This window comes from Citrobacter sp. Cf116 (assembly GCF_030336505.1).
Classification (GTDB): Bacteria; Pseudomonadota; Gammaproteobacteria; order Enterobacterales; family Enterobacteriaceae; genus Citrobacter; species Citrobacter freundii.
On record NZ_JAOWEQ010000040.1, the window covers coordinates 44,954 to 68,511 of the forward strand.

The 23,558-nt window shown below is 52.8% G+C and carries 27 protein-coding genes; 11 read left to right on the forward strand and 16 right to left on the reverse strand.

What is annotated here, in order from left to right; all coding sequences use genetic code 11:
* Positions 1-27 precede the first annotated feature (27 nt).
* Positions 28-1,053 carry a LysR family transcriptional regulator gene (locus OGV74_RS16945; protein ID WP_086503951.1) on the reverse strand — a complete coding sequence of 342 codons (1,026 nt, stop codon included), beginning with the start codon at positions 1,051-1,053 and terminating at the stop codon, positions 28-30.
* A gap of 21 nt (positions 1,054-1,074) precedes the next feature.
* On the opposite strand from OGV74_RS16945, the gene OGV74_RS16950 reads away from it, so the two are divergent.
* Positions 1,075-2,274: an MFS transporter gene (locus OGV74_RS16950; protein WP_086503950.1), complete on the forward strand. Its 1,200-nt coding sequence runs from the start codon at positions 1,075-1,077 to the stop codon at positions 2,272-2,274.
* Positions 2,275-2,350: 76 nt separating this feature from the next.
* Here the strand turns inward: OGV74_RS16950 and flgL are convergent, their stop codons facing one another.
* The 11 genes from flgL to flgB form a co-directional block, all read right to left on the reverse strand.
* Positions 2,351-3,304 carry a flagellar hook-associated protein FlgL gene (flgL, locus tag OGV74_RS16955; protein WP_086503949.1) on the reverse strand — a complete coding sequence of 318 codons (954 nt, stop codon included), beginning with the start codon at positions 3,302-3,304 and terminating at the stop codon, positions 2,351-2,353.
* 14 nt (positions 3,305-3,318) lie between these two features.
* Positions 3,319-4,989, reverse strand: coding sequence for a flagellar hook-associated protein FlgK (gene flgK / locus OGV74_RS16960; protein ID WP_086503948.1), 1,671 nt, complete (start codon positions 4,987-4,989; stop codon positions 3,319-3,321).
* A 64-nt stretch (positions 4,990-5,053) separates the two neighbouring features.
* On the reverse strand, positions 5,054-6,004 hold the full coding sequence (gene flgJ / locus OGV74_RS16965) for a flagellar assembly peptidoglycan hydrolase FlgJ (RefSeq protein ID WP_003036212.1): 951 nt from the start codon (positions 6,002-6,004) through the stop codon (positions 5,054-5,056).
* Complete coding sequence (locus OGV74_RS16970; protein ID WP_086504947.1) at positions 6,004-7,080, reverse strand: flagellar basal body P-ring protein FlgI; 1,077 nt, start codon at positions 7,078-7,080, stop codon at positions 6,004-6,006. The genes flgJ and OGV74_RS16970 overlap by 1 nt, the downstream gene beginning before the upstream one ends.
* A gap of 33 nt (positions 7,081-7,113) precedes the next feature.
* A complete protein-coding gene (gene flgH / locus OGV74_RS16975; RefSeq protein ID WP_003036206.1) occupies positions 7,114-7,812 on the reverse strand; it encodes a flagellar basal body L-ring protein FlgH in 699 nt (232 codons plus the stop codon).
* 57 nt (positions 7,813-7,869) lie between these two features.
* On the reverse strand, positions 7,870-8,652 hold the full coding sequence (gene flgG / locus OGV74_RS16980) for a flagellar basal-body rod protein FlgG (protein ID WP_003036202.1): 783 nt from the start codon (positions 8,650-8,652) through the stop codon (positions 7,870-7,872).
* Positions 8,653-8,665: 13 nt separating this feature from the next.
* Positions 8,666-9,421, reverse strand: a complete 756-nt coding sequence (locus OGV74_RS16985) for a flagellar basal body rod protein FlgF (protein WP_003036200.1) — start codon at positions 9,419-9,421, stop codon at positions 8,666-8,668.
* Between the two features lie 20 nt (positions 9,422-9,441).
* Positions 9,442-10,695, reverse strand: coding sequence for a flagellar hook protein FlgE (gene flgE, locus OGV74_RS16990; RefSeq protein ID WP_071697337.1), 1,254 nt, complete (start codon positions 10,693-10,695; stop codon positions 9,442-9,444).
* Between the two features lie 26 nt (positions 10,696-10,721).
* Entirely contained in the window at positions 10,722-11,420 is a 699-nt protein-coding gene (gene flgD / locus OGV74_RS16995) for a flagellar hook assembly protein FlgD (RefSeq protein ID WP_003836761.1), read from the reverse strand.
* An 11-nt stretch (positions 11,421-11,431) separates the two neighbouring features.
* Positions 11,432-11,836 carry a flagellar basal body rod protein FlgC gene (gene flgC, locus OGV74_RS17000; protein WP_003036191.1) on the reverse strand — a complete coding sequence of 135 codons (405 nt, stop codon included), beginning with the start codon at positions 11,834-11,836 and terminating at the stop codon, positions 11,432-11,434.
* A 3-nt stretch (positions 11,837-11,839) separates the two neighbouring features.
* On the reverse strand, positions 11,840-12,256 hold the full coding sequence (gene flgB, locus OGV74_RS17005) for a flagellar basal body rod protein FlgB (protein WP_003846806.1): 417 nt from the start codon (positions 12,254-12,256) through the stop codon (positions 11,840-11,842).
* 157 nt (positions 12,257-12,413) lie between these two features.
* On the opposite strand from flgB, the gene flgA reads away from it, so the two are divergent.
* The 3 genes from flgA (at position 12,414) to flgN (ending at position 13,886) form a co-directional block, all read left to right on the forward strand.
* A complete protein-coding gene (gene flgA / locus OGV74_RS17010; protein WP_003036186.1) occupies positions 12,414-13,073 on the forward strand; it encodes a flagellar basal body P-ring formation chaperone FlgA in 660 nt (219 codons plus the stop codon).
* A gap of 93 nt (positions 13,074-13,166) precedes the next feature.
* Positions 13,167-13,460, forward strand: a complete 294-nt coding sequence (gene flgM, locus OGV74_RS17015; protein WP_003036183.1) for a flagellar biosynthesis anti-sigma factor FlgM — start codon at positions 13,167-13,169, stop codon at positions 13,458-13,460.
* Positions 13,461-13,463: 3 nt separating this feature from the next.
* Positions 13,464-13,886 carry a flagella biosynthesis chaperone FlgN gene (gene flgN / locus OGV74_RS17020; RefSeq protein WP_003036178.1) on the forward strand — a complete coding sequence of 141 codons (423 nt, stop codon included), beginning with the start codon at positions 13,464-13,466 and terminating at the stop codon, positions 13,884-13,886.
* Between the two features lie 85 nt (positions 13,887-13,971).
* On the opposite strand, the gene murJ is transcribed toward flgN, so the two are convergent.
* The 4 genes from murJ to rimJ all read right to left on the reverse strand — a co-directional run bounded on the left by murJ (position 13,972) and on the right by rimJ (position 17,921).
* Positions 13,972-15,507, reverse strand: coding sequence for a murein biosynthesis integral membrane protein MurJ (gene murJ, locus OGV74_RS17025; RefSeq protein WP_003036176.1), 1,536 nt, complete (start codon positions 15,505-15,507; stop codon positions 13,972-13,974).
* Positions 15,508-15,729: 222 nt separating this feature from the next.
* Positions 15,730-16,653 carry a Gfo/Idh/MocA family protein gene (locus OGV74_RS17030; RefSeq protein ID WP_003036174.1) on the reverse strand — a complete coding sequence of 308 codons (924 nt, stop codon included), beginning with the start codon at positions 16,651-16,653 and terminating at the stop codon, positions 15,730-15,732.
* A gap of 1 nt (position 16,654) precedes the next feature.
* Positions 16,655-17,302 (reverse strand): YceH family protein, encoded by a 648-nt coding sequence (locus tag OGV74_RS17035; RefSeq protein ID WP_003036171.1) that lies wholly within the window; start codon positions 17,300-17,302, stop codon positions 16,655-16,657.
* 34 nt (positions 17,303-17,336) lie between these two features.
* Entirely contained in the window at positions 17,337-17,921 is a 585-nt protein-coding gene (gene rimJ, locus OGV74_RS17040) for a ribosomal protein S5-alanine N-acetyltransferase (RefSeq protein WP_016149925.1), read from the reverse strand.
* A 259-nt stretch (positions 17,922-18,180) separates the two neighbouring features.
* Between rimJ and mdtH the strand changes: the two genes are divergently transcribed.
* The 7 genes from mdtH (at position 18,181) to OGV74_RS17075 (ending at position 23,521) form a co-directional block, all read left to right on the forward strand.
* Entirely contained in the window at positions 18,181-19,389 is a 1,209-nt protein-coding gene (gene mdtH / locus OGV74_RS17045) for a multidrug efflux MFS transporter MdtH (protein WP_003036166.1), read from the forward strand.
* Positions 19,390-19,503: 114 nt separating this feature from the next.
* Positions 19,504-20,064: a lipoprotein gene (locus OGV74_RS17050; protein WP_003036163.1), complete on the forward strand. Its 561-nt coding sequence runs from the start codon at positions 19,504-19,506 to the stop codon at positions 20,062-20,064.
* Positions 20,065-20,169: 105 nt separating this feature from the next.
* The gene (gene pyrC, locus OGV74_RS17055) at positions 20,170-21,216 is read left to right on the forward strand and encodes a dihydroorotase (protein ID WP_086503947.1); all 1,047 of its coding nucleotides are present in this window, start codon (positions 20,170-20,172) and stop codon (positions 21,214-21,216) included.
* 65 nt (positions 21,217-21,281) lie between these two features.
* Positions 21,282-21,527 carry a DNA damage-inducible protein I gene (dinI, locus tag OGV74_RS17060; protein WP_003036157.1) on the forward strand — a complete coding sequence of 82 codons (246 nt, stop codon included), beginning with the start codon at positions 21,282-21,284 and terminating at the stop codon, positions 21,525-21,527.
* Positions 21,528-21,867: 340 nt separating this feature from the next.
* Positions 21,868-22,122 carry a biofilm formation regulator BssS gene (bssS, locus tag OGV74_RS17065; protein ID WP_003036154.1) on the forward strand — a complete coding sequence of 85 codons (255 nt, stop codon included), beginning with the start codon at positions 21,868-21,870 and terminating at the stop codon, positions 22,120-22,122.
* Positions 22,123-22,236: 114 nt separating this feature from the next.
* On the forward strand, positions 22,237-23,355 hold the full coding sequence (gene solA / locus OGV74_RS17070; RefSeq protein WP_286521252.1) for an N-methyl-L-tryptophan oxidase: 1,119 nt from the start codon (positions 22,237-22,239) through the stop codon (positions 23,353-23,355).
* Positions 23,356-23,407: 52 nt separating this feature from the next.
* Entirely contained in the window at positions 23,408-23,521 is a 114-nt protein-coding gene (locus tag OGV74_RS17075) for a YceO family protein (RefSeq protein WP_003036148.1), read from the forward strand.
* The last annotated feature ends 37 nt before the right edge of the window (positions 23,522-23,558 follow it).

Below are 23,558 nucleotides of genomic sequence, written 5' to 3' on the forward strand. Positions count from 1 at the left end.
TCAAAGCCGGCCTTCGGGTCGGCTTTTTTATATCTGATCTACGCCTTTCATCCCCGTCAGCTGCGGCATAACATCCTTCATTAAGGCCAGAAACTTGCGTAAGCGAATCGGATAGTAACGCGCCCACGGATAAACCAAATGTACAGGCAACGGCGCCGCATGCCACTCAGGTAGCAACGCAACCAGACGTCCGTTGGCAATATCCTCCGCCACCATCCAACTTGAAACAATAGTCACTCCCAACCCTGCCAGCGCGGCATTCCTTGCGACATAAATACTGTCGGTACTTAATCTGGGTGAAATATTCAACGTGACTGGCTCATTACGCAATTGGTGCAACAACGAAACGCTATGTTGATAAAACGTATTCACGGCAATCCAGGGCAGCGCTGATAACTGCTCAGGATGAGAAAGCTCGCAGTATTGTTCCAGCAGCCCAGGGCTCGCCACCATACTACGGGGAACTTCAGCCAGTAAAACGGCAACCGTGGCCGGATCCACCTCGGCACCAACCCTGATAGCGCAGTCAATATTATCGCTCAGAAAATCAACGGTTTTATCGTTGAGCATCCACTCTACTGCTACCTGGGGATAGCGCGAAAGAAACTGCAAAAGCGGCTCAAGCAGTTGTTGTTGCCCGAACGCATGCGGTGCACGGACTCGCAACGTCCCCACCGGTTCATCTTCCGTGACATTAAGTCCATCTTCCAGCGCCAGCCAGGCATCAATAATCTTCTTGGCATGCTGGTAGCCTCTTTCGCCGTCTTCGGTCAATTTCATCGCATGCGTGGTACGCATGATCAGTTTCACACCCAGCAGAGTTTCCAGGGATTGCAACCGTCGGCTTACGGTCGCTTGCGTTGTCCCCATCTGTTTTGCCGCTGCCGAAAGCGATCCTGCTTCGACAATACGCACAAACGTACGCATCAGCTCCACCCTGTCTATACGCTCATTTTTTATCATTTTCAGTTTCATCATACGTCTGACGTATAACTGTTTTACCACTGCGCTCTCTACCACGCCACTCGCTGAAGGATAAAAATAGCCGCACATCCAGTGATTGAGGAATCATTTGTGAACACATATACCGCACTTTCCCGTTGGGTCACTTTCGTTCTGGCAGTAGGTGCCGGATTCAGTGTCGCTGCTATCTACTATGCTCAACCCCTTCTGCCTTTAATGGGTCAGGATCTGAACTTAAGTATTACCGGCATGGGGTTGGTCCCGACGCTGACCCAGGCGGGATACGCGCTGGGTATTTTGTTTTTATTGCCATTGGGCGATCGTTATGACCGCAGGACATTAATCCTGCTGAAAAGTATCTCTCTTGCTGTGCTGCTTCTGGCATGCAGCTTTACCGGGCAGTTGCATTCACTGTTAATAGTGAGCCTGTTGATGGGCATGGCGGCAACCATGGCACAAGATATTGTGCCTGCGGCGGCAATACTGGCGCCCGAAGGCAAACAGGGAAAAACGGTGGGCACCGTAATGACGGGCCTTCTGCTGGGAATTTTGCTCTCACGTACCGTCAGTGGACTGGTCGGTGAGGCGTTTGGCTGGCGTGAGATGTACCAACTTGCTGCCGTCAGTATTGCCGTAATTACCGCGATTTTGTGGAAAGCACTGCCTCGTTTTACGGTCCATTCCACGTTGAGCTATCCATCATTAATGCTCTCGATGGTGCAACTTTGGCAACAATATTCCACCTTGCGCCGCGCAGCACTGGCACAAGGCTTTCTGTCCATTGCTTTTAGCGCCTTCTGGTCTACGCTGGCGGTGATGTTATCTGAGCATTACCACTTGGGTAGCGCTATAGCGGGTGCTTTTGGTATCGCGGGAGCAGCCGGAGCCCTTGCTGCACCCATGGCGGGCCATCTTGCCGATAAAGTGGGTGCAGCAAAAGTGACGCAATTGGGTGCTTTGCTGGTAACGGTATCTTTCGCACTGATGTTTTTGTTACCCGCCCTGCCCGTTCAGGGGCAGTGGCTGCTTTTCGCCCTTTCTGCGGTAGGTTTTGATCTCGGATTGCAATCCAGCCTGGTTGCCCACCAAAACCAGGTCTATAGCCTGGAGCCTCAGGCACGAGGACGATTGAACGCTCTGCTGTTTACGATGGTGTTTATCGGTATGGCGCTGGGTTCCGTTCTCGGGAGTCAGGTCTATGCGCTTGCCAACTGGGAAGGTGTGGTGACGCTGGCAACCTTCAGCAGTGCGATCGCGTTGGTCATAAGACTGACGGGGAACCCGTCGCTTAGTAAGACGTCGGTTGCCTAAAAAAATGCCCGCTCCGGGTGTTAAGGGAGCGGGCAGACAAACATATCCAGTTTCATGATATGTTCAAAATCAGTCGTTACCGGTTAAGCTGGAACAGCGACATGCCCTGCATATCGGTAAACGCTTTATAAGAAGCCTGAAGCGCGGCCTGCTGCATGACGTAAGACGAAATCGCCGCATTCCAGTCGACATCCACCAGGTTACTCATCTGTTGGGTTTGCCCTAATGCACGATCGGCACCCAGTGAATCCAGCGAGCTTAATTCACTCAGTTGCGTACCTAATTCTGCACGAACGGAAAGCACGTTATTCAGTGAGTTTTTCAGACCACGATTGGTTTTATCGATAGCTGCTGCGGCGATATCTTTTGCCGCATCATTGCCCGCAATCGGTGTGTTAAGCGCATCAATCGCGCTATCCAGCATTTTGAACAGGTTCTTTTCCTGAGTGCTACCCGGTGGTTCCGGTACGGCGTTGCTGGTCAGGCTGGCGAAGATTTTATCGCCCGTATGGCCAATGACCATGGTACGGGAAGCATCAACCTGCTGGGTCACATTTGTGGCACCGCCACTGTAGGAACCATCAGCCTGCGCAAACGGTGCGGATTCTGTTTTATATCCACCGAAAATATAGCGCCCATTACCGTCAGTGCTGTTCGCCAGGTTCATCAGCTGATCGCGGATCCCCTGCAGGTCGGTGGCTAACGATGCACGGTCATCATCACTTAACGTACCGTTGCCCGCGCTAACGATTTTTTCCTGCGCGGTCTGGATCGCCGTCGTCACCTGGCTCAGAACGTTCTCTTCCAGCGACACCTTTTGCGTCGCGAACGAGCGTGCCAGCGTATATTGGCTGTTCTGCGCCTGAGCCTGAGAAAGTACCACGGCCTGCGAGGCGGCAATCGGATCGTCTGATGGGTTGATCACGCGCTTGCCCGTTGACATTTGCTCGCCGAACTTCATCCATTCCGCCTGAGAGTTAGTGATGCCGCGCATGTTCTGCTGGTACATCATCTGGGTGCTAATACGCATAGTCTCCTTCTCCCTTAGCGGATATTAATCAGTGCATCAAACAACGCATTCGCGGTCTGCAGCACTTGAGCATTAGCCAGGTAATACTGCTGAAAACGCTGTAAATTACCGTACTCTTCGTCGAGGTTAACGCCGGAAATAGACTGTTGCTGCCGGTAAAGCTGTGTCACCACGTTGTTCTGGGTGGTGGCGCTGGTTTTCAGCGTAGCGGTTTTGTTCCCGACATCGCTTACCAGCGTGGCATATGCATCGTTGAAGGTCTTATTGCCGACAGTCGCTTTGGTTTGCAGATCCAGCAGTTTCTGACCGTTACGGTTATCGCTTGCACCTGTATCCGCAGCAGGATCAGTGTTTTTCTCTGACGCCATGGCGATTTTCGACTCGTCGGTCACCTTGACTTTCATATCAACGATAACGTTTTCTACCGGTTTCAGAATAAAACTGTCATTCTCTTGAGGCCCGGGGTTGGGGGGATTAATAGTCACTGTCACTTTCAGACCATCAATATCCAGTTTTCCGTCCGCACCTGGTGTAGCTTCAAACGTTGTGTTATCTGCCAGACGCGTCACCTGCCACTTACCGCCACTGAACACAACCTTATAGTCGGTAGCCTGTACTTTCGAACTGTCACCAACTTCTGCAGTTAATTCCGCTTTGCCAGTATTTTTAGCATTACTCAGTACAGACGGGCTGCCGATATCAAAGAAATTCCCACCCTTATCGCCGTTGGCATCAAAACCTTCTTTATGCTGGGCGTTAAATGCACTGGCAAATGCAAGTGCCAGTTGGCCTAGGGTATTACGCGTCTGATCCAGCTCCTGCGAACGGAAGGTGAGCAGTCCGCCCAGTGAACCGGTATTCAACAGTTTCTCAGGAATTTCAACAGCTCCGGCAACCCCATCAACGTAGGCCACTGTTGTTCGATTAGGATCGTCGCTGGAAGGTACTGCCGCCAGTTGGCGTGCATTGCTACCCTGCACCAGCGAATAGCCGTTGGCCATTGTCAGGTTGTAGGTGCCACCATCCTGAACGCTGACTTCAACACCGACAATCTGATTCAGTTCACTGACCAGCTGATCGCGTTGGTCAAGCAGGTCGTTAGGAGATGCACCTGCGCCGACGCCTGTCATACGAGAAATCTGGTCGTTGAGGCTGGCAATTTGTTTCGAATAGTTGTTGATCTGATCAACGCTGGCTTTAATCGCGGTATTAACCTGCTTATCCTGATCGCGCAGATACTGGTCGGTCGTTTTAAACTGATTTACCAACCCATCAGCTTTACCGATCAGCGCCTGGCGCGCCGCCGGATCTTCGGCGTTGCTGACCAGCGTTTGCAGGCTGGTAAAAAAGTCCTGCATTGAGGTCGAAATAGAACTGGTTTTGCTGGAGAGCAAATTGTCTATCTTTGACATTTGCTCATAACGCGTCGTCAGACCGCTGCTCTGGTTCTGCGCTGCTCGCAACTGGTTAGTGATAAAGGAGTCATATTCACGTTGTACACCAGAAACATAGACGCCATTGCCTACCCAGCCCCCCGCACCCAGCGTGCTGTTCGCTTGCGCCATAATTGTTGTTTGTCGGGTATATCCGGCAACGTTATAGCTGGAGATGTTATTACTGGCAGTATTCAACGCGGCCTGCGCTGCGCTGAGTCCACTCATCGCGTTATTAATCAAGCTGGACATGGAGGTTCCTTGTAATCCTTCAATACTCGTTATTATCGGCAGCAGGTCGGTAGACTTGAGCTATTTAAAAGAGATTATCGAGATTCGTGCTGTAGGTTTTACTCACCTTTTCGCTCATCGATTTCAACTGCTGGATCATGCTGGTTAATTTACGTGCATAGTTAGGGTCTGTGGCGTAACCCGCATTTTGCAATGCCTGCGCCCCCTGTTCGGCGGTCGCGGCAGCGGTCACCGCCGCATAGCGCGGGTTACGGGATATCAGACCGACATAATCCGACAACGCCTCAAGGTAAGAGCTATAGACACGGAATCTGGCTTTCACCTTTTTCGCCTCACCGTTCTCATATTCAGTGGTGGTGATTTCAGTGGTTGGACCTTTCCAGCTTCCCGAAGCCTTCACACCAAAAATGTTGAAACTCGGTTCGCCATTCTCGCGACGAATTTGTCGCTGCCCCCATCCGGACTCCAGCGCCGCCTGCGCCAAAATCAGATGATGCGGGACCCCGCTCTGCTGACTGGCCAGCTTAGCCGGCAGTGACAGCTGGGCGAGGAAGTCTTTGCTGTCACCTGACAGCGGCTCATCATTGCTTTCTGTCGCCCGGGGGATGGCTTTGCGGACCAGTTGCGTCAGTGCCTGATTTTGATAGCTAGTCACCGTTTCCAGTGAAAACTTCATCGGCACCTGCGGCGCGTCACCCGCAGGTTGCGCTTGCCCTTCAGTCATCTGCTTGACCATCATTTCAGCCAGCCCCAGACCTTTGCCTGCGGTCATCTGCTGTGCAATTTGTTGGTCATACATGCTGGTATACAAGCGCGTTGAATCGCTGCTAAACATGCCATCTTTCGGCAGCGCTTCACGCATGCTTTTCAACATCATTTGCACGAACATCCCTTCAACCTGACGGGCGACCGGGCGGATATTCGCCGCCGGGTCCTGACCCGCTTTCGCTTTCAGTTCGTTCAGAGATTGCGCATCCCAGGCGGCACTGGTCAGCAGTTTGCTGTCACCAATCATTAGATGATTTCCAGTTTGGCGCGTAAGCAACCCGCGCTCTGCATCGATTGCAGAATGGACATCAGATCCATCGGCGTTGCCCCCAGTGCATTCAGCGCACGCACAACATTGTTCAGGTTGGCGCTGGAACGCACGCTTTGCAGTGAACCACCGCTTTGGCGCAGGTCAATCTGGGTTTGCGGCGTCACTACGGTTTGTCCACCGCCAAACGGTGTGTCCGGCTGGCTGACGTTCGCCTGGCGGTTCACCGTGATCGACAAGTTGCCTTGTGCCACGGCACAGCTATCCAGCGTTACTTCGCGGTTCATGACGACAGATCCGGTGCGCGAGTTGATAATCACTTTCGCATCCTGCGGCGTGACGTTCACCTCCATATTCTGGATATCAGCAAGGAAGCGCACCTGCGAGCTGTTGCCGCTTGGCACCCGCACCTGAATAGTGCGGGCATCCAACGCCGTTGCGCTGCCAAAGCCACGCGAGCGGTTAATAGTGTCGGTAATTTGCTGCGCCATCGCGAAATCTTCATTATTCAGCTGCAGATTAATGGTGTTACCGCCGCCGAACTGGCTGGGTAATTCACGTTCGATGGTCGCGCCGTTGGTAATGCGTCCGCCATTGAGCTGGTTTACCTGCACGCTGCTGCCACCCGCAGCCGCGCCGGCACCGCCAACCAGAATATTCCCCTGCGCCAACGCATATACCTGGCTATCGACCCCTTTCAGCGGGGTCATCAGCAGCGTACCGCCGCGCAGGCTTTTGGCGTTCCCCATAGAGGAGACCACCACATCAATGGTTTGCCCTTGACGGCCAAAGGCCGGGAACTGCGCGGTGACCATTACCGCCGCCACGTTTTTCAGCTGCATATTGGTGCCAGTTGGCACGGTGATCCCCAACTGCGAAAGCATGTTGTTGAGCGTTTGCGTGGTAAACGGCGTCTGGGTGGTCTGGTCACCTGTGCCATCCAGACCTACCACCAACCCATAACCAATCAGCGAGTTTTCCCGCACGCCCTGCACGCTGGTCAGGTCACGAATACGGTCGGCATGCGCGAAGGCGGTTACCAGCACCAGTGCCATTCCAACAAAAAATTTAAACACGGGGTACCTCGCTTACATCGGCGACAAGTTAAGGAAGAAACGCTGCAACCAGCCCATATTTTGTGCTTCATTGATGTAGCCGTTGCCGACGTACTCAATACGCGCGTCCGCAACCTGGGTTGACGGTACGGAGTTGCTGCCACTGATGGTGCGCGGGTTAACGACCCCGGAGAAGCGAATGAATTCAGTGCCCTGATTTATGGCGATCTGTTTTTCACCCACGACATGTAAGTTGCCATTCACCAGTACCTGATCGACCGTTACGGTCAGCGTACCGCTGAAGGTATTTCTGGCGTTCGCGCCGCCTTTACCGTTAAAGGAGTTACCGCCTGAGGCTTCTACGTCGGCACGTTCGTTACCGAACAGACCTTGCAGATAGCGCGGTACGGTATCAAAACCAAAGTTTGTCTTGCCGTCGCGGCTGGCGTTCGCCGAAGAGCTTTTGCTCGCGCTGACGTTTTCCTGCAACACGATGGTCAGCGTATCGCCAATATTGCGTGGACGACGGTCTTCAAAGAGTGGCTGATAACCATAGTTAATCGGTTGTGCCGACTGGAAGATTGAGCCATTCGCCACCGGCGTTGGACCTGGAACGGGCTGGGCAGTCGTCGCGCCCTGCACGAGGGGAGTAGCCGGGATCCAGGCACATCCTGTTAGTGAAACCACCAGCAGGGCTAAAATAGGGTATGGGTGAAGCGCGTGTTTTCGCATTGCGGTCATCTTCAAAATCAGTGTGCCGGTGAGGTTTTCACCCCACCGGACTCCACTTTAGAGTTGCGTCAGTTTTTGCAGCATCTGATCGGTGGTCGATACCGCTTTACTGTTGATTTCGTAAGCACGCTGAACCTGGATCATGTTTACCAGCTCTTCCGCCACGTTGACGTTAGAGGTTTCAACATAGCCCTGATACAGCAGACCCGCGCCGTTCAGCCCCGGCGTGCTCTCGTTCGGCGCACCGGATGACTGCGTTTCGGTGTACAGATTCTCACCAATGCTTTCCAGACCGGTATCGTTCATGAAAGTTGTCAGGTTAAGCTGCCCGACCTGAACAGGCGCCGCCTGTCCCTGTTGGGTCACGCTGACAATACCGTCGCGTCCAATGGTGATACTGAGCGAGTTGGCCGGAATGGTGATGGCAGGCTGAACCTGAAAACCACCCGCCGTCACCAACTGACCGTTCTGATCCACCTGGAAAGAACCGTCGCGGGTATAAGCGGACGTACCATCGGGCAACATGACCTGGAAAAAGCCCTGGCCTTTAATCGCCACATCTTTACTGTTGTTGGTCTGCGACAGGTTACCCTGGCTGTGTAAACGCTCGGTCGCAACCGGACGTACGCCGGTACCAATCTGCAAACCAGACGGCAATGTGGTCTGCTCAGAAGACTGTGCGCCAGGCTGACGAATCGTCTGGTACAACAGATCTTCAAACACGGCACGTTGGCGCTTAAATCCGTTGGTGCTGACGTTTGCCAGGTTGTTGGCAATCACATCCATGTTGGTTTGCTGCGCATCCAGGCCGGTTTTGGCGATCCATAATGAACTGATCATAAAATGTCCTGTATTAACTCATCGACAGCAGTTGGTTGGCGCGGCCCGCGTTATCATCCACGCTACTGATAATTTTCATCTGCATTTCAAAGCGGCGGGCGTTGGCGATCATGTCGCTCATCGCAGCAACCGGTTTAACGTTACTGCCTTCCAGCACGCCCGACATCACACGGATGCTGGGGTCGGCCTGTAACGTCGCACCACGGGTAGCCTGTGCGGCCTGGGTCAGACGGAACATACCGTCATCGCCACGTTGCACTTCGATCCCTGTTGCCTTCACCAGCTTCAACCGCCCCACTGGCGCGACCGTATTAGCCGGATCGCCAGGGTTAAGTGCAGAAATTGTCCCGTCCGCCGCAATGGTGACTTCTGAACCTTCTGGTACGGCTATCGGTCCGGCTTCGCCAATTACCGGGTGTCCCTGAATAGTCAGTTCACCCGTTGGGCTTACCTGAATAGCGCCGTTACGGGTATATCCTTCGCTACCATCCGCGGTCTGCACAGCCAACCAGCCATCCTGTTGCAGCGCCACATCCAGCGGGCGGGAGGTATAGTCCATCTGACCCGGCGTCATATCGGCCCCCGGCGTGGAGGCCACGACCAGCGTACGTGTCGGTAAAGACAATCCTTCTACAGGAACCGCGCGCAGTGCATTGAGCTGTGCACGAAACCCTGGCGTGGAGGCGTTTGCCAGGTTGCTGGCCGTCACCGCCTGTTGATTCAGCGTCTGACTGGCCGCGCCCATGGCGGTATAAATTGCGTGATCCATTAAGCCATCCCGTCAGGCGCTTAGCGCAGGTTGACCAGCGTGTTGAGGATCTGATCCTGGGTTTTGATAGTCTGCGCGTTCGACTGATAGTTACGCTGGGCGACAATCATATTCACCAGTTCTTTACTCAAATCCACGTTTGACGCTTCCAGCGCACCGTTGGTCAGTTTGCCAAAGTTACCTTCGCCTGCGGTACCCAGCAGCGCCACGCCGGAAGCCTGAGTCGCCGCCCAGACGTTATCGCCCTGAGATGCCAGACCTTCGTTATTGGCAAAGTTTGCCAGCACGATCTGCCCGAGAACCTGTTGCTGTTCGTTGGAGTAGTTACCGACCACCGTTCCGTCATTGTTAATCTGGTAACTCACCAGATCGCCCGGCTTGTAGCCGTTCTGATTCGTGGCGACGATGTTGTTGGCGCCGGTGTTTTGCTGCATGGAGTTCAGGAAGCTCAGAGAGAAGTTCGCCGGAACTGCGCCATTGATCGTACCGGTTGTAATTTTGATATCCTTTGGCCAGACGGCTGGAGCCGTCGGTGGTAACTCGGCTGCCGTGGCACTAATACCTAAAAACAAACCATTATTATCAAAACGCATAAACCCTGCCGATTTCTCAGCATCCCCAGTAGAAGCATCTTGAGTGAAAACTTCCCAAGTGTTGCTCTGCGCATTTTTGACATAAAAAATGTTCATGTCATGAGCGTTACCCTGGCTATCGAAAACGGTAACACTGCCTTTTTTGTTGTAGGAATCGGCATCGCTTGGGTTAAACGGGGTTTTGGTAGGGACCTTGTCAGTGGAGTTCAGGTTGACCTGCATTGACGCAGTAGTGGTGGATTTAGCCGCCATCAGCGTATTCGGGATAGTGATCGGTGCCGGGTTTGCACCCTGCTGAACTGTCGGTGGGGTACCGGTAGCCGGATAGCCCGTCAACTGCAGCCCCTGCATGTTAACGATATTGCGATTTTCATCGAGCTTGAACTGACCGTTACGGCTGTAGAAAACGGAACCGTTGCTGTCTACCATACGGAAAAAACCGTTCTGGCTGATAGCAACATCCAGACCACGTCCGGTGTTGGTGGTAGTACCGTCGGTAAAGTCCTGAGTAATACCCGCAACTTTAACGCCCAAACCGACTTTCGAACCGGCAAACATATCGGCAAAAGATGCCGTACCGGATTTAAAACCGTAGGTGGCGGAGTTGGCGATGTTGTTACCAATGACATCGAGGTTGGTCGCTGCAGCGTTAAGACCGCTGACCGCTTGAGAAAAGGCCATGACTTACTCCTGATAAGTGTGAAGGCTTAAATTATCTGCCGTACTTCGTCGAGGGTGGTGGTTCCATAGGTGCCAAGATCCAGCGTATTACCGCCGTTACTGCGAATAACGCCCTGCACCAGCGCAAACTGAAGCGGCTGTGCCACCAGTTGCGTTCCGCCATTGCTGGCAGCAATTGACACGTTGTAAGAACCGCTTGGTGCATCCGTGCCATCGGTCATGGTGCCGTCCCAGGTAAAAGTATGAACGCCCGCTTTCAATCCACCAATGTCAATGGTGCGTACCACTTTGCCGTCTTTATCGGTAATGGTTGCGGTAACCTTATCTGCCGGTTGCTGCAGCTCAACGCCAAATGGTGTTGTCGTGGTTTTGGCACCCTCTTCCGTCCCTTTACCGGTCAGGATGGTGGTACCCGGGATCATGACCCCGTGGCCAATCAGCGTACTGGCCTGCAGCGACTGACTGTTGTCGATCTGCCCGGAGATCGACCCTAACGTGGTGTTCAGTTTCTCAATCCCGCTCACGGTACTAATTTGCGCCAGTTGGGTGGTCAGTTCATTGTTTTGCAGCGGATTGGTTGGGTCCTGGTTTTTCAGTTGTGCGACCAGCAACGTCAGAAAACTGCTTTGCAGGTCAGCGGCATTGCTGCCCGTCAGGGAGCTATTCCCGGTGGCAGCTTTAACGCCTGCATTGCTCGGGTCATTCATGGTTACAGCAATAGACATATGCGCCTCCTTTACTGGCCTAACGTAAGCGTTTTGAGCATCAAGCTTTTTACGGTGTTGAGCACTTCGACGTTTGCCTGGTAGCTACGTGAGGCAGACATGGTGTTGACCATCTCGCCAACAACGTCCACATTCGGCATTTTTACGTAGCCATTCGCATCGGCCAGCGGATTACCGGGTTCATAAACCAGCTTATCCGGTGCCTGACTTTCAATGACGTCAGCAACTTTTACGCCACCAGTTGCCGCACCTGGCGCAGCATCTACCTGAAAAACAACCTGTTTCGCGCGATACGGCTGACCGTCGGGCCCGCTGACGCTATCCGCATTCGCCATGTTGCTGGCCGCGACGTTCAGGCGTTTAGACTGAGCCGTCAGCGCAGAACCTGCGATATCAAAAATATTTAACAGCGCCACGAATTAGTTCCCTCCTTGCAGCACGTTCATCATGCCTTTGATTTGCCCACCCAGCGCGGTCAGCCCCATTTGATACTTGAGGCTGTTGTCTGCAAATTGCGTGCGCTCCCGGTCCATATCCACCGTGTTGCCATCAAGAGATGGCTGGTCAGGAATACGGTAGAGCAGCTCCGTAGACGGCGAAGAAACGGTCTGGGCCGGAATGTGTTGTGCAGAGGTCAGCGTCAACGAAACGCCACCGGTTTCTTCCCGTCCTCGCACCATGACTTTTTTTAATTCACTGGCGAAATCCAGGTCGCGCGCCTGGTACCCCGGCGTGTCGGCATTGGCAATGTTGGCCGCCAAAATTTCCTGGCGTTGGGCGCGCAAATTCAGCGCTTCCTGTTGAAAACGTAAGGCGGCGTCGAGCTTATCGAGCATATCTCCTCCGCAAATGACAAAATTCAGCCGACAGCTTAAATCCCATTACGCGCGCGTTATCGCCGGAATAAACGCAAAATGCGTCGCTATTTGTTGCGTTGATGACTGCGTCACACAGGTAAAATCCTGCCACTACCTGAAAAAGCGCGAGGTTTTGATGCAAACGTTTAAACGTGGAATAGTCGTGGCAGCACTGCTGTTCAGCCCTATGACGCTGGCGCAAGACCTAAATTCGCAGCTAACGGCATGGTTTTCCCAGCGCCTGGCCGGATTTAGCGATGAGGTGGTGGTCACTATCCGAACGTCACCAAACTTATTGCCGAGCTGTGAGCAACCGGCATTAAGCGTGTCAGGTAGCGCGAAACTGTGGGGTAATGTGAATGTGCTGGCTCGCTGCGCCAACGAAAAACGTTATCTGCAGGTGAACGTGCAGGCGACGGGAAACTACGTAGTAGCCGCCGCGCCTGTAGCGCGAGGTAGCACCCTGACCCCAGCCAGCGTAACGCTGAAACGTGGTCGGCTGGACCAACTACCGCCGCGCGCGGTGCTGGATATGAGTCAGGTGCAGGATGCTGTGAGCCTGCGCGATCTGGTCCCGGGCCAACCGATACAGCTTTCGATGTTGCGCCAGGCATGGCGGATCAAGGCCGGTCAGCGCGTGCTGGTTATTGCCAACGGAGATGGCTTTCGGGTTAATGCCGAAGGTAAAGCGCTGAACAACGCCGCTGTCGCACAGAATGCGCGAGTGCGGATGATTTCAGGCCAGGTGGTGAGCGGCGTCGTCGATTCTGATGGGAATATTCTTATTAACCTATAATAGGTTAAAGATTTTTTAGCGTGTGCCGATAGATAAACAACCAATGATTACAGCGGGCCGCTATAGCGTAACCCCTCGATGAGGAAAAATAAAATGAGCATTGATCGTACCTCACCATTGAAGCCAGTAAGCACCGTTCAGCCGCGTGAAACCAGCGATGCGCCGGTACAAAAAGCGCAGAAGGAAAAAACCACCGCGACCACCAGCACCAGCGTCATGCTGAGCGACGCCCAGGCCAAACTGATGCAGCCCGGCACCAATGACATTAATATGGAACGCGTGGAAGCACTGAAAACCGCAATCCGTAACGGTGAATTGAAAATGGATACCGGAAAAATTGCCGACTCGCTGATTCGCGAGGCGCAGAGCTACCTACAGAGTAAATAAAGTATGACTCGTTTGTCAGAAATACTTGACCAGATGACGACTGTCCTCAATGACCTGAAAACGGTAATGGATGCTGAACAGCAGCAGCTTTCCGCAGGGCATATCAATGGCAGCCAGCTACAGCGTATTACAGAAGAAAAAAGCTCGCTGCTGGCAACCCTTGATTATCTTGAGCAACAGCGCCGCCTGGAGCATGACGCCACGCGCAGCGCCAATGATGAGATTGCTGAACGCTGGCAGACTATCACCAAGAAAACGCAGCACTTACGCGACCTCAACCAGCACAATGGTTGGCTGCTGGAAGGGCAGATCGAGCGTAATCAACAAGCAATACAAGTGCTGAAACCGCACCAGGAACCGGCGTTGTATGGCGCAAACGGTCAAACTTCAGCTGCGCACCGCGGCGGGAAAAAATTCTCTATCTGATGCAAGCCTGATAACGTTTTGCTTATCAGGCCTACACTTTTTGTAGGCCGGATACGGCGTTATGCCGCCATCCGGCATTGATTCTTTATGCCGTCCGGCGCACAAACTCTTTTACTTTAAAGCCCAGTACAGCGAGTGCTGCGAAGTAAGCAGCAATACCTGCCACCACGACCGCCATCAGACGCAGTAGGCGCCACAACATCGTTCCCTGTGACCAATCTGGCATGATGTAGAGCATCCCAACCAGCACCGCCGACATCACCAACACGGAAATCACTAGTCGCGCCAGGAACCAGGTCCAGCCCGGTTGCGGGGTGAAGATTTTCTGCTTACGCAACTGCCAGTACAGCAGTGAAGCGTTCAGACACGCGGCAAGACCAATCGACAGCGACAGCCCGGCATGCTTTAACGGCCCGATAAACGCCAGGTTCATTACCTGGGTCATAATCAGCGTGACAATGGCAATCTTCACTGGCGTTTTTATATCCTGGCGCGAGTAAAAGCCCGGAGCCAACACTTTCACTACGATCAAGCCAATCAAACCTACCGAATACGCCACCAGCGCACGCTGGGTCATCGCGGCATCAAAGGCAGTAAATTTACCGTACTGGAACAGAGACACCGTCAGCGGTTTGGCCAGAATACCCAACGCTACGGCACTCGGTAATGCCAACAGGAAACACAAGCGCAGGCCCCAGTCCATCAGGCGACAATACTCATCATGATTACCGCTGGAAAAGCTTTTTGACAGCGATGGCAGCAGGATAGTCCCCAGCGCTACGCCAAGCACACCGGACGGAAACTCCATCAGACGGTCGGCATAGTACATCCACGAAACTGAGCCAGAGGCCAGAAACGAGGCGAAAATCGTATTGATGATCAGTGAAATCTGGCTGACTGATACCCCAAGGATCGCCGGGCCCATCTGCTTGACGACGCGCATCGCCCCCGCATCGCGGAAGTTCACACGCGGCAGTACCAGCATGCCAATTTTCTTCAGATGCGGAAGCTGATAAATCAGCTGTAGCACGCCACCCACGGTAACGGCCCACGCCAGCGCCAGCACTGGCGGATGAAAATAAGGGGCCGCAAACAGCGCGAAACCGATCATGCTGATATTCAGAAAAGTCGGGGCAAACGCAGGAATAGAAAAGCGGTTCCAGGTGTTAAGGATCGCACCAACCAGTGAGGCCAGTGAAATCAGTAGAATATAGGGAAAAGTGATCCGCAGCAGTTGAGTGGTCAGCGCAAATTTATCCGCTGTGTCGGCAAACCCCGGCGCGGTAACTAAAATCACCCATGGCGCAGCCAACATCCCGGCTACCGTCACCACAGCCAGCGCCAGCGTCAACAGTCCGGAAACGTAGGCAACAAACACGCGGGTAGCATCTTCCCCCTGCTTGCTTTTGTACTCAGCAAGAATCGGCACAAACGCCTGCGAAAATGCGCCTTCGGCAAAAATTCGGCGTAGCAGGTTAGGAAGTTTGAATGCCACAAAAAAGGCATCTGTCGCCATCCCTGCACCAAAGATTCTGGCGACAATCGCATCACGCGCAAAACCCAGCACTCGTGAAAACATCGTCATCGAGCTGACGGCTGCCAGCGACTTTAATAAATTCATCTATGTTGTATTCCAGACTCTGAGGCAAAACCCCGACAAACCTGCCCGTAGGTCGGATAAGGCATTCTCGCCGCCATCCGACACTTTTGCTGCGCCTGATGGCGACACCGTAGCGCCTTATCAGGCCGACAAATCAGCCTATGGTTGAAAAGAGGTGTTATTTTGAGTGGGCATATAGTACCTGGATTACAATGAATTACTACCGCCAGATGTTACAGGGGGTTATTCAGCCATCGCCTCCCGCCACAGCTTTTCAACAACACGCTGGGCCAGTAGCGCCTGCTCGCCTGCCGTCTGGGGAACCGTCTGATTTTGCACGCACTCAATGAAATGACGCGCACATCCGGCAAAACCACGCTGTTCTAAGGTCGTTTGCCAGCCCGCTATCGGCTTATGAACAACACCTTGCCCACGCTCTTCCCGCCATTCCCGCATATCAGTTACGTCAATCAGGCCACCGTCCGTCACCGCCTGCACGCTCTCACGCTGGCTACCGGCACGGCGATGCATACTGGTCGTTATCTGCATTTGACCGGTAGAAAAATGGTGCTCGGCGTAAAGCATCGCACCAGATTCATTGGTCAGCAGCGTGCCGTTATTTAACTGCGCCTGCCCTCCCGCCAGCCACAATGCGGTATCGACTACGTGCAGATAGTCGTCCAGCAAAGTGAAACGCAGATCGTGCGGCCCAACGCTATCCGTACGGTGCTTATCCATACGTACAGACGCTGCGGTGCTCAACTGGGTTTTGAGATCCTGGTACAGCGGTGCAAACCGGCGGTTAAACCCGACCATCAGCGTGAGTTTTTTCCGCGCGGCCAGCTCCACCAGTTGCTCAGCCTCACGCAGGTTTTCCGCCAGCGGCTTATCCACACACACGTGAACGCCGGCATTCAGCAATTCACTGACGACCGCATAGTGAGTCGCGGTGCTGGAATGGACGAAAACCGCGTCGCAGGTTTGCGCCAGATTCACCAGTGAATCCACGTAGGGTATCCGCCAGGTATCACAGATACGCAGTGCTTTATCGCGCGAAGGTGAAAAGGCGCCTTGCAGCGTCCAGTCCGCGGAGGTGCCCAGCACGGGTAGCCAGGCCTTTTGTGCAATACCGCCAAGGCCGACTACGCCGATACGTAATTTATTCACGTTAGTCTCCCAGGTGCGCCAGCAATGAATCAAGTCGCTGCTTAAGTTCTGCGACTTCCGTTTCCAGCACTTCCACGCGTGCCTGCAGATCACCGGAGGCTGCAGGGAGTTGATCTGCTGCGGCAACGGCTTCATCAACCTCACCGCAAAACAGGTGCATATAGCGACTTTCACGTTTGCCCGGCTCGCGCGCCAGGCGGATCACATAAGGCCCATCTTCCCGGGTTGCCAGATTTTCCAGTGTCGATTCCACTTCGGCCATATCGCTGAATTCGTACATACGGGATGCGCGACTACGCAATTCACCAGGCGTCTGAGCGCCCCTCAGCAGCAGTGTAGTGATTACGGCCACCTCTGCGGCACTAAGCTTCAGATTGCCAAATTCAGAGTTGCAGAAACGCTGCTCATATTTCGTGACGCGATTGCCAAAGCCGCTCACCGTGCGCAGAAAATGTCGCTTAACCAGGTTATCCAACTGCTCCTGCACGTCCGATTCCGACAGGTTCATCACCGGTTCACGATTCGTTTTTTGATTGCAGGCTGTTACGACTCCATTAACGGAGAGTGGGTACTGTTCCGGCGTTGTCACTTGTTTTTCTAATAAACAGCCAATCACTCGTGCTTCGGTGGCGGTTAATTCGTATTTCATCGTCTTCTCCATTAATCATGGCTGCATCTGAAACTTAGCGGCCGGGGGTCCATTCTGATGTGGTCAACGCCGTCAGCACGTGATCGCGCCACTGCCCGTCAATCAGCAGGTAGTCTTTGGCATACCCTTCTTTTTCAAAACCCAGTCGCGCCAACAGGTCACCGCTGCGCTTATTATGTGGCATGTAGTTAGCCATAATGCGGTGAATATGCTGAGTGCGCTGCATATAACGGATGGCCGAAGTTAAGGCTTCATACATTAGCCCCTGCCCCTGCCATTTCTGCGCAATGGAGTAGCCGAGATAACAGGCATGGAAGGATCCCCGCACCACGTTTGAGAAGTTCGCAACGCCGATAATCTCTTTTTCGTCCGGATCGAGCAGCGCAAAATAATAGGCAGTGCCCTGTTTATGAAACTCAGAGATCATGCCGAGACGCGCCTGCCAGCCGGACGGATAGCAGTGGCTTTCATCGCGAATAGGTTCCCAGGGTTTTAAGAAATGACGATTTTCTGCGTAATAATCTGCCAGACGCCAGGCATCACGCTCATGCACTAAACGCACGACCAGGCGGTCCGTGGTTAAGCGCACTTTTGGCACGTTACTGCGATAGCCAAACATTCTATACCTACTCCTTCCCGTAACGTCTTCAATACGCTATTCGCATTACTATACCTGTGCGAATACACCCTGTGAAAAGAGCAAAATGCCATTTTTTGAATTATTCACACATTTTGATGAAAACTCTCTATCAAGACGGACTTTTGATAAAAAAATATTGTCCCGCGAAGGGTGGGAAAAGCGATGACGACACCGCAGAATAGGAGGTGCTTATCTTTTAAACTCTATCCAGAGTGACGAGTTTTTCCCTGGAGGGGAAATGTCGCAAGTCTCGCAGGCAAGGAACCTGGGTAAATACTTCCTTCTCATCGATAATATGCTGGTCGTGCTGGGTTTCTTCGTCGTTTTCCCGCTGATCTCAATTCGTTTCGTCGACCAAATGGGCTGGGCCGCCGTGATGGTCGGTATCGCGCTTGGATTACGTCAATTTATCCAGCAGGGGTTGGGTATTTTCGGCGGTGCTATTGCTGACCGTTTCGGCGCCAAACCGATGATCGTCACCGGCATGCTGATGCGCGCAGCCGGGTTCGCCACCATGGGCATTGCGCATGAACCGTGGCTGCTGTGGTTTTCCTGTTTTCTTTCCGGGCTAGGTGGCACGCTGTTCGACCCTCCCCGTTCGGCGCTGGTAGTCAAGCTGATCCGCCCGGAAAAGCGCGGGCGTTTTTTCTCTATTCTGATGATGCAGGATAGCGCCGGGGCCGTGGTCGGCGCGTTACTCGGCAGTTGGTTATTGCAATACGATTTCCGTCTGGTATGTGCCACCGGCGCAATTTTGTTCGTTCTGTGCGCGGCGTTTAACGCCTGGCTGCTCCCGGCATGGAAGCTGTCGACGGTGAAAATTCCGGTGCGCGAAGGGATGAGCCACGTGATGCATGACAAGCGCTTTGTCACCTATGTGCTGACGCTGGCGGGCTATTACATGCTGGCGGTACAGGTGATGCTGATGCTGCCCATCATGGTGAACGACATCGCTGGCTCACCAGCCGCCGTGAAATGGATGTATGCCATTGAGGCATGTCTCTCTTTAACGCTGCTGTACCCGATTGCCCGCTGGAGTGAAAAACGCTTTCGCCTTGAACATCGCCTGATGGCGGGCCTGCTGGTGATGTCTCTAAGTATGATGCCCATTGGCCTGGTCGGGAATTTACAGCAGTTGTTCACCCTGATCTGCACGTTCTATATTGGCTCGATCATCGCCGAACCGGCGCGTGAAACTCTGAGCGCCTCGCTGGCGAATGCGCGGGCCAGAGGAAGCTATATGGGCTTCAGCCGACTGGGACTCGCCATCGGCGGCGCAATTGGCTATGTCGGCGGCGGCTGGCTGTTTGACATGGGCAAGGCCCTGGCACAGCCTGAGCTGCCCTGGATGATGCTCGGTATTATTGGCTTCATCACCTTCCTGGCGCTGGGCTGGCAATTCAGTCTCAAACGCCCAACGCGAGGTATGCTGGAGCCAGACGCCTGATAGCCGAACCTGCGTCCGGGCACTTTTCAGTTTTTTCTGCTGGCGTCCGGGGCGCTGGTACTCGATGATGCTTTGTGTCACGATTACACCACATGCATCATGTTGAGGAACCCCATGAAAAAGTTTTTTTTTGCCGCTGCACTGATTGTCAGCGGCCTGTTGGTTGGTTGTAATCAACTCACGCAATACACGGTTAGCGAGCAAGAAATTAATCAAGCCCTGGCAAAGCATAATAACTTTTCAAAAGACATCGGTTTGCCCGGCGTTGCTGAAGCACATATCGTACTGAATAATCTCGCCAGCCAGATTGGTCGTGAAGAGCCAAACAAAGTAACCCTGACCGGCGATGCCAACCTGGACATGAACTCCCTGTTTGGCAGTCAGAAAGCGACCATGAAGCTGAAGCTGAAAGCCTTACCGGTTTTCAATAAAGAAAAAGGCGCGATTTATCTGCAAGAGATGGAAGTCGTCGACGCCACCGTCACGCCAGAAAAAATGCAGTCAGTACTGCAAACGCTGATGCCGTATTTAAATCAATCACTGCGTAACTATTTCAACCAGCAACCAGCGTACATTCTGAAGGATGACAGCAGCCAGGGTGAAGCGCTGGCGAAAAAACTGGCGAAAGGTATTGAGGTGAAACCGGGTGAAATCATCATCCCGTTCACCGACTAATAAAACTGAGGGCGCTGATGCGCCCTTTTTTTTCGTGCAAACGAAAACGTTTCCGCTTATCCTTTGTTTCCGGCAAAAAAGACTATCCTCAGCCGGAGCATATTGATGACTGCACCATCCCAGGTTTTAAAGATCCGCCGCCCAGACGACTGGCATCTTCACTTTCGCGATGGCGACATGTTAAAAACTGTCGTGCCCTATACCAGTGAAGTTTATGGCCGCGCCATTGTCATGCCGAACCTGGTACCGCCCGTCACCACGGTTGACGCGGCTATCGCTTATCGCCAGCGCATTCTTGACGCGGTACCTGCCGGACACGACTTCACGCCATTAATGACCTGCTACTTAACGGATACGCTGGATCCCAACGAGCTGGAACGTGGATTCAACGAAGGCGTATTCACCGCGGCAAAACTCTATCCAGCCAATGCCACCACCAACTCGACGCATGGCGTAACCTCAATTGACGCCATTATGCCGGTGCTGGAGCGGATGGAAAAATTGGGTATGCCACTGCTGGTGCACGGCGAAGTCACGCATGCAGATATCGATATTTTCGATCGCGAAGCGCGCTTTATTGAAACGGTGATGGAGCCGCTGCGTCAGCGTTTGACCTCGCTGAAAGTGGTGTTCGAGCATATCACCACCAAAGATGCTGCCGAATACGTGCGCGATGGTAACGAACTTTTGGCTGCGACCATTACGCCACAGCACCTGATGTTTAACCGCAACCACATGCTGGTTGGCGGGATTCGCCCTCACCTGTACTGCCTGCCGATCCTCAAACGTAACGTCCACCAACAGGCGCTGCGTGAACTGGTTGCCAGCGGGTTTAAGCGCGCATTCCTCGGTACCGACTCAGCGCCGCACGCGCGTCATCGCAAAGAGTCAAGCTGTGGCTGCGCGGGCTGTTTTAATGCACCGACCGCGCTGGGCAGCTATGCCACCGTGTTTGAAGAGATGAATGCGCTGGACCATTTCGAAGCCTTCTGCTCACTCAACGGCCCACAGTTCTATGGCTTGCCGGTAAATGAGACCTTTATTGAGCTGGAACGCGTGGATCACCAGGTTCCTGAGAGCATTGCACTGGAAGACGATACGCTGGTGCCTTTCCTGGGTGGCGAAACGGTACGCTGGTCAGTAAAAAGCTAAAAAAAGTGTAGCCAATCGATGCGAATAACTGTATAAATAAACAGTATATTCCACAGGGGGCTACTATGCGTATTGAAGTCACTATTGCCAAAACTTCACCTTTACCTGCCGGTGCAATTGACGCACTGGCAGGTGAACTCTCCCGCCGTATTCAGCACCATTTTCCGGATAACGAAGGTAACGTTACCGTCCGTTATGCCGGCGCAAACAATTTGTCGGTTATTGGCGCGACTAAAGAGGACAAAGAACGCATCAGCGAGATCCTACAGGAAACCTGGGAAAGCGCGGATGACTGGTTCATCAACGAATAAATAATGATATGCAGTGATGTTTGTTTGCCGGGTCGCCCCGGCTTTTTTATACACACTATCCTGTAATCAATCGCGCATTTCTTCTGACGAGTATTTAATTTAATATTAACCCACCGATTATCTTTTAACCAAAACAACAAAATAATTGTGCAACATACTAAAAAAAAATGAATAACATGTTGGTTTCTTAGTCAGATAACGCTGAAAACAAAAAATTTATGCCCTTCCCTCTTTAAATTTTCAATGAATACCCTTATTTATTGATATACTGAAGTTGCTTCAGAAAAAAACGCATTGAACCTCGAAAACCGTTGTCTAGTAACACGAATTAGGGGGCATGATGGAAAAGAATAATGAAGTCATTCAGACTCATCCGCTTGTAGGGTGGGACATCAGCACTGTTGATAGCTACGATGCGCTGATGCTGCGTTTGCACTACCAGACCCCGAATCGCCCTGACCCGGATGGGACTGAAGTTGGTCAAACGCTCTGGTTAACCACTGATGTTGCCAGGCAATTTATTTCGATATTAGAAGCAGGAATCGCCAAAATTGAATCTGGCGATTACCAGGTAAATGAGTATCAGCGACATTAAACCTGATACATCCAACCATCAAAAGGCACCTTAACGGTGCCTTTCTTATTTCCAGGTTGAATATTCCGGGTCAGTTATTTAACCTGCTACTATCGCGATTGCAGAGAGAAGCGGATGAAATACGACTTAATCATTATTGGCAGCGGTTCAGTAGGCGCCGCAGCTGGATACTATGCCACACGTGCCGGTCTGAAGGTTCTGATGATCGATGCACATATGCCTCCGCATCAGCAGGGCAGCCACCACGGCGACACTCGATTAATTCGTCATGCTTATGGCGAAGGTGAAAAATACGTTCCGCTAGTGCTACGTGCGCAAACATTGTGGGATGAACTATCCACCCATAATGAAGAACCGATTTTTGTTCGCTCCGGTGTTATCAACCTCGGTCCGGCAGAGTCCACCTTCTTAGCGACTGCAGCGCAAAGCGCCAAACAGTGGCAACTTAACGTTGAACAACTGGATGCGGCAGCCATCATGGCGCGCTGGCCAGAGATTCGTGTACCTGACAACTATATCGGTCTGTTTGAAGCGGAGTCCGGTTTTTTACGCAGTGAGTTAGCAATTAAAACCTGGATCCGTCTGGCGGAAGAAGCAGGCTGTGCGCAACTGTTTAAATGCCCGGTCAGCGCAATTCATCACGGTGATGATGGCATCACGGTAGAAACGGCTGACGGTGACTACCACGCGAAAAAAGCAGTGATCAGCGCCGGTACCTGGGTGCAGGCTTTAGTCCCTGAACTACCGATACAACCGGTGCGCAAAGTGTTCGCCTGGTATCAGGCCGATGGGCGCTACAGCGTTAAGAATAACTTCCCAGCCTTTACCGGCGAGCTGCCAAATGGTGATCAATACTACGGTTTCCCGGCAGAAAACGACGAGCTGAAAATTGGTAAGCACAACGGCGGACAGGTCATTCACTCTGCTGATGAGCGTAAGCCATTTGCCGCTGTAGCCAGCGACGGTTCTGAAGCCTTCCCATTCCTGCGCACAATCCTGCCGGGCGTTGGCTGCTGCCTGCACGGCGCGTCCTGCACTTACGATAATTCACCGGATGAAGACTTTATTATCGATACTCTACCAGCGCACGACAACACGCTAATCATTACCGGGCTGAGCGGACATGGCTTTAAGTTTGCCTCTGTTCTGGGAGAGATTGCGGCAAACTTCGCTCAGGACAAACCGTCTGACTTTGACCTGACCTCCTTCAGGCTAAGCCGTTTTAAGTCATAATAAATGAATGGCCTCGATGGTGAGGCCATTTTTAATGACAGGAATAACGTCAATGCGCCGTATCTTTCACTATCTGGTTAATAATATTCGCGAGCATCTCATGCTCTACATTATTTTATGGTCGCTGCTGGCCATTATGGATGTAATATATATTATGTTTTTCTGATTCCTGCGCGCTGACAATAATTGACAAAAATTGAAAT